Annotated in this window: 12 protein-coding genes; all 12 read right to left on the reverse strand. The window is 74.8% G+C overall.

What is annotated here, in order from left to right; translation table 11 throughout:
* Positions 1-119 precede the first annotated feature (119 nt).
* The 12 genes from IE330_RS06980 to IE330_RS07035 all read right to left on the reverse strand — a co-directional run bounded on the left by IE330_RS06980 (position 120) and on the right by IE330_RS07035 (position 12,280).
* Positions 120-1,028 (reverse strand): phosphatidylinositol-specific phospholipase C/glycerophosphodiester phosphodiesterase family protein, encoded by a 909-nt coding sequence (locus IE330_RS06980; RefSeq protein ID WP_190134980.1) that lies wholly within the window; start codon positions 1,026-1,028, stop codon positions 120-122.
* A 150-nt stretch (positions 1,029-1,178) separates the two neighbouring features.
* The gene (locus IE330_RS06985; RefSeq protein ID WP_229925449.1) at positions 1,179-1,433 is read right to left on the reverse strand and encodes an NAD(P)-dependent oxidoreductase; all 255 of its coding nucleotides are present in this window, start codon (positions 1,431-1,433) and stop codon (positions 1,179-1,181) included.
* Positions 1,434-1,801: 368 nt separating this feature from the next.
* Positions 1,802-2,482, reverse strand: a complete 681-nt coding sequence (locus tag IE330_RS06990) for an ABC transporter ATP-binding protein (RefSeq protein ID WP_190134981.1) — start codon at positions 2,480-2,482, stop codon at positions 1,802-1,804.
* Complete coding sequence (locus IE330_RS06995; protein WP_373314584.1) at positions 2,475-3,608, reverse strand: ABC transporter ATP-binding protein; 1,134 nt, start codon at positions 3,606-3,608, stop codon at positions 2,475-2,477. Before IE330_RS06995 ends, IE330_RS06990 begins: the two co-directional genes overlap by 8 nt.
* Positions 3,605-4,486 (reverse strand): ABC transporter permease, encoded by an 882-nt coding sequence (locus IE330_RS07000; protein ID WP_190134982.1) that lies wholly within the window; start codon positions 4,484-4,486, stop codon positions 3,605-3,607. The genes IE330_RS06995 and IE330_RS07000 overlap by 4 nt, the downstream gene beginning before the upstream one ends.
* Complete coding sequence (locus IE330_RS07005) at positions 4,479-5,444, reverse strand: ABC transporter permease (protein ID WP_190134983.1); 966 nt, start codon at positions 5,442-5,444, stop codon at positions 4,479-4,481. The genes IE330_RS07000 and IE330_RS07005 overlap by 8 nt, the downstream gene beginning before the upstream one ends.
* A 56-nt stretch (positions 5,445-5,500) precedes the next feature.
* Positions 5,501-7,096: an ABC transporter substrate-binding protein gene (locus IE330_RS07010; RefSeq protein WP_190134984.1), complete on the reverse strand. Its 1,596-nt coding sequence runs from the start codon at positions 7,094-7,096 to the stop codon at positions 5,501-5,503.
* A gap of 111 nt (positions 7,097-7,207) precedes the next feature.
* A complete protein-coding gene (locus IE330_RS07015) occupies positions 7,208-8,446 on the reverse strand; it encodes an acyl-CoA dehydrogenase family protein (protein ID WP_190134985.1) in 1,239 nt (412 codons plus the stop codon).
* Positions 8,443-9,636 (reverse strand): acyl-CoA dehydrogenase family protein, encoded by a 1,194-nt coding sequence (locus IE330_RS07020; protein WP_190134986.1) that lies wholly within the window; start codon positions 9,634-9,636, stop codon positions 8,443-8,445. The genes IE330_RS07015 and IE330_RS07020 overlap by 4 nt, the downstream gene beginning before the upstream one ends.
* A complete protein-coding gene (locus IE330_RS07025; RefSeq protein WP_190134987.1) occupies positions 9,633-10,610 on the reverse strand; it encodes an NADPH:quinone oxidoreductase family protein in 978 nt (325 codons plus the stop codon). The genes IE330_RS07020 and IE330_RS07025 overlap by 4 nt, the downstream gene beginning before the upstream one ends.
* Before the next feature lie 73 nt (positions 10,611-10,683).
* Entirely contained in the window at positions 10,684-11,310 is a 627-nt protein-coding gene (locus IE330_RS07030) for a helix-turn-helix domain-containing protein (protein WP_190134988.1), read from the reverse strand.
* Between the two features lie 205 nt (positions 11,311-11,515).
* Positions 11,516-12,280 (reverse strand): PIG-L deacetylase family protein, encoded by a 765-nt coding sequence (locus tag IE330_RS07035; protein WP_190134989.1) that lies wholly within the window; start codon positions 12,278-12,280, stop codon positions 11,516-11,518.
* Positions 12,281-12,282: the final 2 nt, after the last annotated feature.

Here is a 12,282-nt window from a genome sequence, read left to right on the forward strand (position 1 = left end):
CCGCCGCGGCTTTCGGCGGCAAGTGTCGCGTAGCGGAGGTTTTGTCCGGGTGACCGGCGTGTCCGCCGGACGAGTGGTCCTGCCCGCGTCGGGCGCGCCGGGCCGGCCGGAGGGGGCGGCTACCGGCCGCGCGCGTCGAGGTAGGCCTGGAGGCCCGCCAGGTCATCGGTGTTGAGGTGATCGACACCGGCGGCGAGCAGCTCGTCCCACACCGCCTCGCGGGCCGGTCCCGGCGCGTCGGGGGTGGCCCAGAAGCGGACGCGCTGCCCGCGCCGGTGCGCGGCGGAGACGATGCCGCGCAGCTTGTCGCGCTCGGCGGGCGGGATGGGGCCGACGCCGCGCCAGGTGAAGTGCAGCGACCAGTTGTCGCTGACGAGCGGCATGAAGGAGGCGCGCGCCGGACCGCCGAGGTCGGCGAGGCGGCCGTCGTAGAAGGCGCGCCGCACCTTCTGGGCCTCGAGCACGGGGCGGGCCGCTCGGTCGCCGGATATCACGGCGGTGACGGCGGAGCGGACGACCTTGCCGTACGCGTACGTGGTGAACAGGCGGCGGTAGGGGCGCAGTCGGCGGTCCAGTTCGCGGTAGGTGGCGGCGCCCTCGGTCTTGAGGTCGATCAGGAGCTGGAACTGACCGTGCCAGCGCCGGTACACCGAGCCGTGGTGGGCGCGGACGCGGGCCGCGAGCGGGTCGAGGTAGAGCGCCTCCAGGGTGCGGGCGGGGTCGAGGTCCTCGGGGTCGTGGGCCACGAGGAGCTGCCCGTTCACGAGGAACACGTCGGCCTCGACGCTGGTGAAGCGGTGGTCCAGGGCGTCGAGGAGGGGGCGGGCGTGCTCGTAGTCGTTGTGCGCGTGGGCCCGCGCGAGGGGGCGGAGGCGGCGGCCCGCAGCGCGCACGGCCCCCGCTGCGCCTGCGGGGGCCGTGCTCGGGGCGGGGACGTCGGCCGCGTGGGCGAGGCCGGGGGCGGCGACGGCGGTGGCGACCGCGGCGCCGAGGGTCGTCAGGGCTCTGCGGCGGGTGACGAGGGCCATGGGGTACCTCCCAGGAGGGGCGGGGACGGGGAACGGCCGAAGCCTCAGTGAGTATGAGCCTCCGGCGTGGCCGGAAAACCAGCGTGGCCTGGGAGTTGGCGCGACCGACGCCTCGCGTTCACCGCGCGGCGCGGCCCCCCGGGCGGCGGGTCACCTCCGGGTTGGCGCAGTGGGCCGGTGGTGCGCCGCGCAGGTGGCGGCCGACGTCCGCCCCGACGATGCGCGCGGCTTTGCTCCCGGGGGTAGAGGTCGAGCCCGGCGCCCGCCGGGGTGGCCGCTGTCCAGGGCGTCGCAGAGCGCGTCGTAGCCGAGGAGCGCGCCACGGGCGCAGTGGACGAGGACGGAGCCGCACGGCATGCGCGCGAGTGCGGCCGCGCCGATCATGCCGGTGGTCTCCTCGGTCACCCGCGCGTGCGGGGAGACGACGAGCGAGCGGGACAGGAGGGCGGGGCGCGGCCACCGACAACACCGGCTTCAGCTCCAGTGCCCATGTGGTGCTGATCGGGCTGCTGGTGGCTGCTGCTCGTGATCATCGGCGAAGCCGCCCGCCCCGTGTCCCCCGTGGGCGGACGGCTCGCGTCCGGTGTCCAGAGATCGAAGTCGGTGCAGGCGACATGGTGCTCTACCCCTGAGCTACGCCGGCCGAAGCCGGCGACGGGACTCGAACCCGCGACCGCCCGTATCTGAAACGAAGTAGCCCGCTCCTGCGCACCTGGACGCCTCCACCGTAGCGGGCACCGCTCGCGGCGGCACGCGGTTTTTCTCGCGCGGCCTCAGGTCGTGCGGTCCGCGGCGGCGTCCCCGCTCAGCTCGTCCCAGTGCACCGTCCGGTCGCACCACCGCTCCAGGAGCACCTTGTCGTGGCCCACGGCGAGGAGGCCGGCGCCGGTGCGGGCGCGGTAGCCCTCGACGGCGGCGACCAGCGCGGCCGTCGTGGACGCGTCCAGCATCGCCGTCATCTCGTCGCAGATCAGCCAGCGCGGGTCCAGGACCAGCGCGCGGGCGAGGCAGGCGCGTTGGAGCTGGCCGTCGCTGACCTCGTGCGGGCGGCGGGCGAGGAGGTCGTCGCCCAGGCCGACGGTGCGGGCGAGGTCCGCCACGCGGCCCGGCACCTCGGCGGCGCGGCCGGTGGCCCGCAGGGGCTCCGCGATGAGCTGGGTGAGGGTCAGGCGCGGGTCGGCGGAGAGCCTGGGCTGCTGGAAGACCACGCCGAATGCGGTGCGCTGGGCGCGCGGCGCGCGGTGGCGCCAGCCGCGGGCGACTTCGCCGTCGATGACGACCTGGCCCCGGTCGGGCCGGTGCAGCAGCGCCGCGACGCGCGCGAGCGTCGACTTGCCGCAGCCGCTGGGGCCGAGCAGGCCGACGGCCTCGCCGGGCGCGACGGTGAGGTGTACGTCGCGGACGACGGGGTCGCGGCGGTCGTATCCGGCGGTCACGGAGCGCAGTTCAAGCACGGGGGGCCTCCAGCGCGACGGTGCGCGGATGGGTGTGCGGGTGGTGGCAGGCGACGCCCTGGCTCTCCACACGCCCGTCGTCCACACGCCTGTCCTCCACGCCCCGGTCCCCCGCACCGTCGGGCCCAGCGCCATCGCGCCCGGCGCCATCGGGCCCAGCGCCATCGCGCCCGGCGCCGTCGCGCCCCGCACCCCCGCCCCCGCCCGCCAGTACGGGCAGCGCCGTGCACGCCTCGTCCGCCCGGACGCAGCGCGGGGCGAACGCGCACCCGTCCGGCAGGGCCGACAGCTCGGGCGGCATGCCGGGGATGGGGGTGAACTCCCGCTCGGGCAGGGCGTTGAGGAGGCCGCGGGCGTACGGGTGGCGGGGGCCCGGGTCGCCGAAGAAGGACTCGGCGTCGGCGATCTCGACGATGCGGCTCGCGTACATCACGGCGACGCGGTCCGCGACGCGCCGGGCCGCGGCCAGGTCGTGGGTGATCAGCAGCAGCGCGCGGTCGTCGCCGACGTGGCGGCGCAGCTCGTCGACGGTGCGGTCGACGAGTTCGCGGTCGAGGCCGGTGGTGGGTTCGTCGGCCAGGAGCAGCGGCGCGTCGCCGACGAGGGCGAGCGCGGTGGCGGCGCGCTGGGCGAGGCCGCCGGACAGCTCGTGCGGGTGGCGGTCGAGGTGGCCGCGGGGGAAGGAGGCCCGGTCGGCCGCCGCCTCCGCGGCCTCGCGCAGCTCGGGGCGGCGGACGCCGGTGAGCTCCCGGAGGGTCTCCTCCAGTTGGGAGCGGACGGTGCGTACGGGGGTGAGGTGCGCGGCCGGGCTCTGCGGCACCAGGCCGACGCGCCGTCCGCGCACGGTGCGGGCGAGGGTGCGCTCGTCGGCGGTGAGCAGGTCGAGGTCGCCGAGGAGCGCGGACCCGGCGGTCTCGGCGTTCGCCGGGAGCAGGCCGAGCAGGGCGGAGGCGAGCACGGACTTGCCGCAGCCGCTCTCGCCGACGAGGGCGAGGCACTCCCCCGCCGCGAGGTCGAAGCGGGCGTCGGTCACGGCGGACACGTACGCGCCGCCGCGCATGCGGAAGCGTACGGACAGGCCCTGGACCGACAGGACGGGTGCGGGCGCGGGTGCGGGCGCGGTCACAGCATCAGCTCCGATCGGCGGCGCGGGTTGATGCGCTCGCGCCAGGCGCCCGCGAGGCCCGCGATCGCCAGGGTGGGCACGATGATGAACAGGCCGGGGAACAGCGTCGGCCACCAGTCGCCCGCGAGCAGCGAGCTGCGGGCGCCCTGCACGAGGGTGCCGAGGCTCGCCTGGTGCGTGGGCAGGCCGAGGCCGAGGAAGGACAGCGCCGACTCGTGCCAGATGGCGTGCGGCACCATCAGGACGGCGGCGAGGCCCGCTTGGGGCAGCACGCCGGGCAGCAGGTGGCGCACGGTCACGCGCCAGCGGGAGGCGCCGCCGGAGATGGCGGCGTCGACGTACGGCCGGGAGCGCAGGGACAGGACCTCGGCGCGGACGATGCGGGCCGTGGACAGCCAGTGCGTGAGCCCGACGGAGATCACCACGGGCCAGACGCCGGGCCGGAACATCGCCACGATGAAGATGCCGAGCAGCAGGTGCGGGACCGAGGCGAAGACGTCGACGAGGCGCATCACGATCCGGTCGACCCAGCCGCCGCAGGCGGCGGCGAGGGCGCCCACGGCGGTGCCGACGACGGTGGCGACCACGGCGGCGACGATGCCGACGAGCAGCGAGACGCGCAGCCCGTACACGCAGCGGACGAGCAGGTCGCGGCCCACGTCGTCGGTGCCGAAGGGGTGCTCCCACGACGGCGGCAGGAGCTTGTCGGCGAGGTGGACGGCCTGTTCGTCGAGGTTGACGACCGGCGGCACGACGAGGACGGCGAGCACGACGGCGGTGACGATCGCGGCGGAGCTCCACACCCGCCACGCGCGCGTGGTGGCCGTCGCCCCGCCCGCGCCGCGGGCCGAGGCCGGTCGCCAGGTGGTCTCAGCCATCGAATCCCACCCTCGGGTCGGCGAGCCCGTACAGCAGGTCCGCGAGCAGGTTGCCGAGCAGGACGGCGGCCGTCGCGAGCGCGGTGAGCGCGGCGAGCAGCGGGAAGTCCACGGAGGTGGCGGCGCCCACGGTGGCGGCGGCGATGCCGGGCCAACTGAAGACGGTCTCCACGAGGAGCGCGCCGGTGATCAGTTCGGGCACGCGGGAGCCGATGAGCGTGAGCACGGGCAGCATGCCGGAGCGGAAGGCGTGGTGCAGCAGCACGGTGCGTTCGGCGAGGCCGCGGGCGCGGGCGCCGCGCACGGGGTCGTCGCCGAGCGCGTCGCCGACGCCCTGGCGGACGTACAGGACGAACCACGGGAGCTGGGAGACGGCGAGGACGGCGGCGGGCAGCGCCAGGTGGCTGGTGACCTGGCCGAACGTCACGGTCGTGCTGGCGGTGTCGGTGAGGCCGCCGGCGGGCAGCACGTCGAGCTTGAGGGCGAACAGCCACATGGCGAGCAGCCCGAGCCAGAACGGCGGGGCGGCTTCGAGGGTGTAGGCGAGCGAGGTGACGCACCGGTCGAGCCAGCCGCCGGGGCGGCGCGCGGCGAGCACGCCGAGGGCGCTGCCCAGCAGGATCGCGACGACGAACGCGGTGGCGGCGAGCAGCACCGACCAGCCGACGCGCTCGCCGATGGCGTCGGCGACGGGCTGGCGCAGCGTGCTGGAGTCGCCGAGGTCGCCCTGGAGGGCGGAGGTGAGCCAGTCCCACCAGCGGCCGACGAGGGGCTTGTCGACGCCGAGGTTGGCGCGCAGTTGGTCGAGGTTCTCCTGGGACGCGGTGAGCCCGGCCGTGCCCGCGTAGGCCTTGACCGGGTCGAAGGGCGAGGCGTCGGCGACGGCGAAGACGCCGAAGGTCACCAGGAGCAGCACCGGGACGGCGAACACGGCCCGCCGTCCCACGAGCCGGGCCATGGGCCCCCAGGGGACCCGGCGGGTCCCCTGGGGGCGCCGTGTGTCGGGCGCGGACGTCACTTCTTCGGCTGCCAGTCCTCGACGTTCCACCACGGGCCGGAGGCCAGGCCGTGGTCGTGCGGCTCGACCTGGGTGGACAGGTCGCCGAAGGCCTTGTCGACGACGTACAGGTGGTCGATGTGGGTGAGGAAGGTGTAGCCGGGGTTCTTCACCAGCTCGCGCTGGATGGTGTCGTACGCGGCCTGGCGCTTCGCGTGGTCGCCGCTCTTGCGGGCGTCCTCCAGGGCCTTGTCGACCGTGGGGTTGTCGTAGTGCGCCATGTTGTTGAAGCCGTCCCCGGCGAGGGAGGACTTCAGGAGCGTGTACTGGTCGAAGTCGGGGTCGGCCGGGGAGCCGCCGCCCGCGAGGACGGCGTCCTTGGGCATGCGCGGCTCGATGACCTCCCAGGTGCCGGACTGCACCTCGATCTTGATGCCGAGCTTCTTGGCGTCGGAGGCGTAGGCGAGGGCGTGCTCCTGGCGGAGCTTGTCGCCGGTGAGGTACCAGAGCGGGAAGGACGCCTTGACGCCGTCCTTCTCGCGGATGCCGTCCTTGCCGGGCTTCCAGCCCGCGTCGTCGAGGATCTTCTTCGCCTTGGCGGCGTCGAAGGTGCGCTCGGTGCCCTGGGTGAACCAGGGGCTGTCCGTCGGGACGGGGCCGTAGGCCTCCTTGCCCGCGCCTTCGAGGATCGAGTCGACCATGGTCTTGCGGTCGACGCCGATGTCGAGGGCGCGCCGGACGGCGGTGTCGCCCGCGACCTTGTTGCCGGTCGGCAGCGTCACGACGCGGTAGTCGAAGGTCTTGGCGGCGTACGTCCTCTTGTCGCCGTCGCCCTTGAAGGTCTTGGCGAGGTTGGGCGGCAGGATGGCGCCGTCGAGGTCGCCGGTGCGCAGCCGGGTGGCGCGCACGTCGTCGTCCTTGATGATCGCCATGGTGAAGTTCTTGATCTTCGGCGCGCCGCCCCAGTAGTCGGGGTTGGCCTTGAAGACGAGCTTCTCGCCCTTGGACCACTTCACCAGCTCGTACGGGCCGGTGCCGATCGGCTTGGTGGAGAAGTCGCCCTTGTTCACGTCCTGCTCGCCCGCGACGTGCTCGGGCGCGATGGGCAGGACGGTGCGCTCGGCGAACGGCGCGTAGGGGTACTTGAGGTGGAAGACGACGGTGTCGTCGCCCTTGGCCTCGACGCTCTTGAGGGCGTCCAGCTCGGTCTTGGAGGCGTTGTTCGTCTTCTTGTCGAGGATGGTCTCGTACGTGAAGACGACGTCCTTGGCGGTGAACGGCTTGCCGTCGCTGAACTTCACGCCCTTGCGCAGTTCATAGGTGTAGGTCCTGCCGCCGTCGCCGACCTTCGGCAGCTCCGCGGCGAGCGCGGGCTTCAGCTTCATGTCCGCGTCGTGCGTGAGCAGCCCGTCGAAGATCTTGGAGTTGCCGTCCTTGCCGTAGCCGAGGAGCGGGCTGAGGGTCTCCGGCTCGTAGGCGATGCCGACGACGGCCGAATCCTTGGCGCCGTCGGCACCCTTGCCGTCGTCCGGCGCCGAACAGGCCGACGCGGCGACCGCCAGGGCGGCGGACGCCGCGACCGCGCCCGTGGTCCGTATGGATCGGGCCCTCATGCTCCACACCCCTACTGAAGATCAATCCTTCTTGCGAACGACTCGCAATTATGCCTCACGGTCGGGGGGTGTCAGCCTCGGGTCCCGTACGGTGACCGGTTCCGGCCCAGGTCAGGGCGCAACCGGAGCGGGAAGGTCCACAAAGGCGGCCAGGGCCTCGCGGTGCCGGCCCGCGGTACCGAAGGCGATCGCGTCCGCCTTGGCCCGCTTCAGGTACAGATGGACGGGGTGCTCCCAGGTCATGCCGATGCCGCCGTGCAACTGGAGCGCCTCCTCGGCGGCGCGGACGGCCACGGGCCCGGCGTAGGCCTGGGCGAGCGCGGCCGCGAGGTCCGGCTCGTCCCCGCCGGCGGCGAGCGCGGCCGCGGCGTGCCGGGCCGCGGCACGGGTGTGGACGACGTCGAGCCAGAGCCGCGCGAGGCGGTGCTTGAGCGCCTGGAAGGAGCCGACGGGCCGGTTGAACTGGTGCCGCTCCGTGGTGTACCGGACGGTTTCCGCCAGGCACCACTCGGCGAGGCCGAGCTGCTCGGAGGTGAGGAGCCCGGCGCCGGAGCGCAGGCCGCTGCGGACGGCCGCCGCCGCTGCCCCGGCGTCCTCGGCAAGGGGCCGCGCGACGGCCCCGCGGAGGGTGACCGCGGCGAGCGGGCGGGTGCGGTCGAGGGAGGTCTGCGGGGTCACCGTGACACCGTCCTGGGCGGCCTCGACGGCGTACAGGCCCCCGTCGGCGGGGACCAGCAGCACGTCGGCGGCTTCCGCGTCGGCGACGCCCGTCACCGTGCCGTGCAGGGCGCCGCCCTCGTGGCGTACGGGGTTGCCGTGCGGCGCCTCGTCGCGGGGGCTCACGGGGGCGTCGCGTGCCGCCTCGTCACGGGGGCACGCGGGAACATCGTGCGCCGCCTCGGCCCGGCGGTGTACGGGAGCCGCGTCCGGGGCCGTGGCCAGACCCACCGCGAGGACGCCGATCGTGCGGCCCGACGCCAAGGCGGCGAGGAGTTCGGCCGCCGTGTCGCCCGCGCAGGCGAGGAGCGTCTCGGTGGCGACCACGGCGCTCGTCACATAGGGCACCGGCGCCACCGCGCGGCCCAGCTCCTCCAGGATCACGGCGGCCTCGCGGTGGGTGGCGCCCTGGCCGCCGCGCCCCTCGGGGACGAGCAGGCCCGCGAGGCCCATGCCCTCGGTCAGGGCCTTCCACAGCTCGCGGTCGTGCGGCTGGGGGGACTCGGTGCGGGCGAGGACGGCGGCGGCGTCGCACCGGTCGGCGAGCAGGCCGCGGACGGCCGCGCGCAGCGCCTCCTCGTCCTCGGTGTACAGCAGGTCTCCGGTGTACAGCAGGTCGCTCGGCGCGTTCATCGGCTCAGGTCCTTCCAGGCGACGTCCTTGTCGGTGCGCGGCTCCGGCGGCAGGCCGAGGACGCGCTCGGCGACGATGTTCAGCAGGACCTCGCTCGTCCCGCCCTCGATGCTGTTGCCCTTGGCGCGCAGATAGCGGTAGCCCGCCTCGCGCCCGGTGAAGTCGACGTGCTCCGGGCGCCGCAGGGTCCAGTCGTCGTACAGCAGCCCCTCCTCGCCGAGGAGTTCCACCTCCAGGCCGCTGATCTCCTGGTTGAGGCGGGCGAAGGTGAGCTTCATGCCGGAGCCCTCGGGTCCGGGCTGGCCCGCGACGAGCTGCTGGCGCAGGCGTTCGCCGGTGAGCCGGGCGACCTCGGCCTCGACCCAGAGGGTGAGCAGGCGCTGGTGCAGGTCGTGGGTGCGCAGCTCGGGGCGCTCGCGCCAGGCCCGGGCGACGGGCTCGATCATGCCGCCCTCGCGCGGCAGGCGCAGGCCGCCGATGGCGACGCGCTCGTTCATGAGGGTGGTCTGCGCGACGCGCCAGCCGTCGCCGACCTCCCCGAGCCGGTGGGCGTCGGGGACGCGCACGTCGGTGAGGAACACCTCGTTGAACTCCGCCTCGCCGGTGATCTGCCGCAGCGGCCGCACCTCGACGCCCGGGTCGGTCATGTCGCAGACGAAGTACGTGATGCCGCGGTGCTTGGGCAGGTCCGGGTCGGTGCGGGCGATGAGGATGGCCCAGCGGGCGAGGTGGGCGCTGGAGGTCCACACCTTCTGCCCGTTGACCACCCAGCCGTCGCCGTCGCGCACGGCGCGGGTGCCGAGCGCGGCGAGGTCGGAGCCCGCGCCGGGCTCGCTGAAGAGCTGGCACCAGACCTCCTCGCCGACCCACAGGGGCTTGAGGAAGCGCCGCTTCTGCTCGTCGGTGCCGAACTGGAGGATCGTCGGCGCGGCCATGCCGAGGCCGATGCCGATGCGGCGGGGGTCGTTGTCGGGGGCGCCCGCGGCCTGGAGTTCGTCGTCCACGACGGCCTGGAGGGAGCGGGGCGCGCCGAGGCCGCCGAGGCCTTCGGGGTAGTGCACCCAGGCGAGCCCGGCGTCGAACCGGGCGCCGAGGAAGTCCGCCCGGCCGGTGGTCGCGGGCGGGTGGGCGGCGAGGAACTCCTGGGTGCGGCGGCGGAGTTCGGCGGCGTCGGGTGCGGTGGGGGTCACGCGGCGGCTCCCTCGGTGCGCGGGGGCAGGACGACCACCCGGCCGGTGGTGAGGCCGTCGGCGACGCGCTGTACGGCGGCGGCCGCGCCGGCGAGCGGCACCCGCTCGCTGACCAGCGGCTTGACGGCGCCCTTGGCGGCCAGGTCGGTGAGGTGGCGGTGGCAGTCGAGGATCGCGCGCGGGTCCTTGGCCGCGTACAGGCCCCAGTGCAGGCCGAGGATCGCGTAGTTCTTCACCAGGGCGTGATTGAGGGCGGGTGTCGGGACGGTGCCGCTCGCGAAGCCGACGACGAGGATGCGGCCCTCGAAGGCCACGCACTTCGCGGACTGGGCGTACGCCGCGCCGCCGACGGGGTCGTAGACGACGTCGGCGCCGCGGCCGCCGGTGGCGTCCTTCACCGCCTCGACGACGTCGTCCGCGCGCCGGTCCACGACCAGGTCGCAGCCGAGCTCGCGGGCGGTCCGCGCCTTGTCCGGGCCGCCGACGACGCCGATGACGCGGGCGCCCGCGGCCTTGCCGAGCTGGACGGCCGCGCTGCCGACGCCGCCCGCGGCCGCGTGCACGAGCAGCGTCTCGCCCGCCTGGAGCCGGGCCCGCCGGTGCAGGCCGAACCAGCCGGTCTGGTAGCCGATGTGCAGGGCGGCGGCCTCGGCGTCGTCGAGGGCGTCCGGCGCGGGCAGCAGGGCGGCGGCGTCCGCGAGCGCGTACTCGGCGAAGCCGCCGTGCGGCAGGGCGGGGTTGGCGATGACGCGCCGCCCGTCGGGGGTCTCGCCGCAGATCTCCACGCCGGGCGTGAACGGCAGCTGCGGGGTGATCTGGTACTGCCCCCGGCAGAGCAGCGCGTCGGGGAAGTTGACGTTCGCGGCGCGGACCTTGAGCAGCACCTGGCCGTCGCCGGGCACCGGGATGTCCGCCTCGGCCAGCCGCATCACCTCGCCCGGCTCGCCGTTACGGGGTACGTGCCATGCGTGCATGCGGGGCCTCCACGGGGCGGTAGCGGACCGTACCCGCGCATACTAAGCGGTCGCTTGCCTCAGCGGAACAGGGTCAGCCGTCAGCCGCTCCCCCGGACCGGGCCTTGGGCTTGGCCCGGACGTGCATGCGTTCGCCCTGCGGCCCGAACAGGCTCAGGAACTCGGCCGGGCCCTCGCCGGTGGCGCCGAACCAGTGCGGCACCCGGGTGTCGAACTCGGCCGCCTCCCCCGCGGTCAGCACCACGTCGTGCTCGCCGAGGATCAGGCGCAGCCGCCCGGACAGCACGTACAGCCACTCGTACCCCTCGTGCGTCTTCGGGTCGGGCTCCACGGTCCGGGCGGGTTCGATGACCTTGTACGCCTGGAGCCCGCCGGGCTGGCGGGTCAGGGGCACCATCGTGCGGCCGTGGCGGACGATGGGCTTGGCCCGGACGCGGGGGTCGCCGACGGGCGGGGCGCCGACGAGTTCGTCCAGCGGGACCTGGTGGGCGCGGGCGATGGGCAGCAGCAGCTCCAGGCTCGGCCTGCGCCCGCCCGACTCCAGGCGCGAGAGCGTGCTGACGGAGATGCCGGTGGCGGCGGACAGCTCCGCGAGCGTCGCGCCGCGCTCCTTGCGGATCCTGCGCAGGCGCGGCCCGACGGCGGTGAGGACCTTGTCGGTCTCACCGCCGTCACCCTCGTGCGCCTGACCGCCCGGCACCTGACCGCCCTGCGTCTGGCTGCCCTGCGTCTGACTGCCCGGTGCCGGACTCGCGGACGCCTGACCGCCCTGCGCCCGGCTCGTGGGCGGCTGGCCGCTCCGCCCCTGACCCTCGTGCGTGTGTCTCTCTGCGGATCCCATGCGCTCATTGCAGAATCAGCAACGCGGTATGTCAAACCCGCATCAGCGGTACGTCAGACCCGCGTCACCGGGCGAAGACCTCGAAGGCCACCGCGGGGACCCCGCCGAAGCGCGGCGCGAGCTGCTCGGCGAAGCCCGCGAGGACCGAGCGGCAGTACGCCTCCGGGTCCTCGTCCGTGAGGGCCTCCAGATAGGCGCGGTGCTCCAGCAGGGACCGGACGGAACGCTCCAGGCCCGGCCGGGCGTCCACCGCGTGCGTCGGCCGGTCCGTGCCGGCCACGGCGACCCAGCGCACCCCGTTCCACGGCTCCAGGCCCTGCTCGGCGAGGTCGGGGAAGATCCAGCGGTTGCCCGCGTCGGCGACCGCGTCCATGGTGGCGCGGCCGACGGCGACGTGGTCCGGGGTGTTCCAGGCGGCGCCGCCGCCCCAGGTGTCCTGGTGGTTGAGCGTGACGACCAGCTCGGGCCGGTGCCTGCGGATCGCGGCGGCGATGTCGCGGCGCAGCGCCGTGCCGTACTCGATCACGCCGTCGGCGTGGTCGAGGAACTCGACGGTGTCCACGCCGACGACGGCCGCGCTCGCGCGCTGCTCCCGCTCGCGCAGCGGCCCGGCCTCGGCGGGCGCCAGGGTGTCGATGCCCGCCTCGCCCCGGGTCGCGAGGAGGTACGCCACCTCGCGCCCGGCGTCCGTCCAGGAGGCGATCGCCCCGGAGCAGCCGTACTCCAGGTCGTCGGGGTGGGCGACGACGGCGAGGGCCCGCCGCCAGTCCTCGGGCATGGGGGCCAACTGGCCAGGGGCGGGTGCGCTGTCGGTCTGCGGCTCGGTCATGA

The organism is Streptomyces longispororuber (genome assembly GCF_014656095.1).
Classification (GTDB): domain Bacteria; phylum Actinomycetota; class Actinomycetes; order Streptomycetales; family Streptomycetaceae; genus Streptomyces; species Streptomyces longispororuber.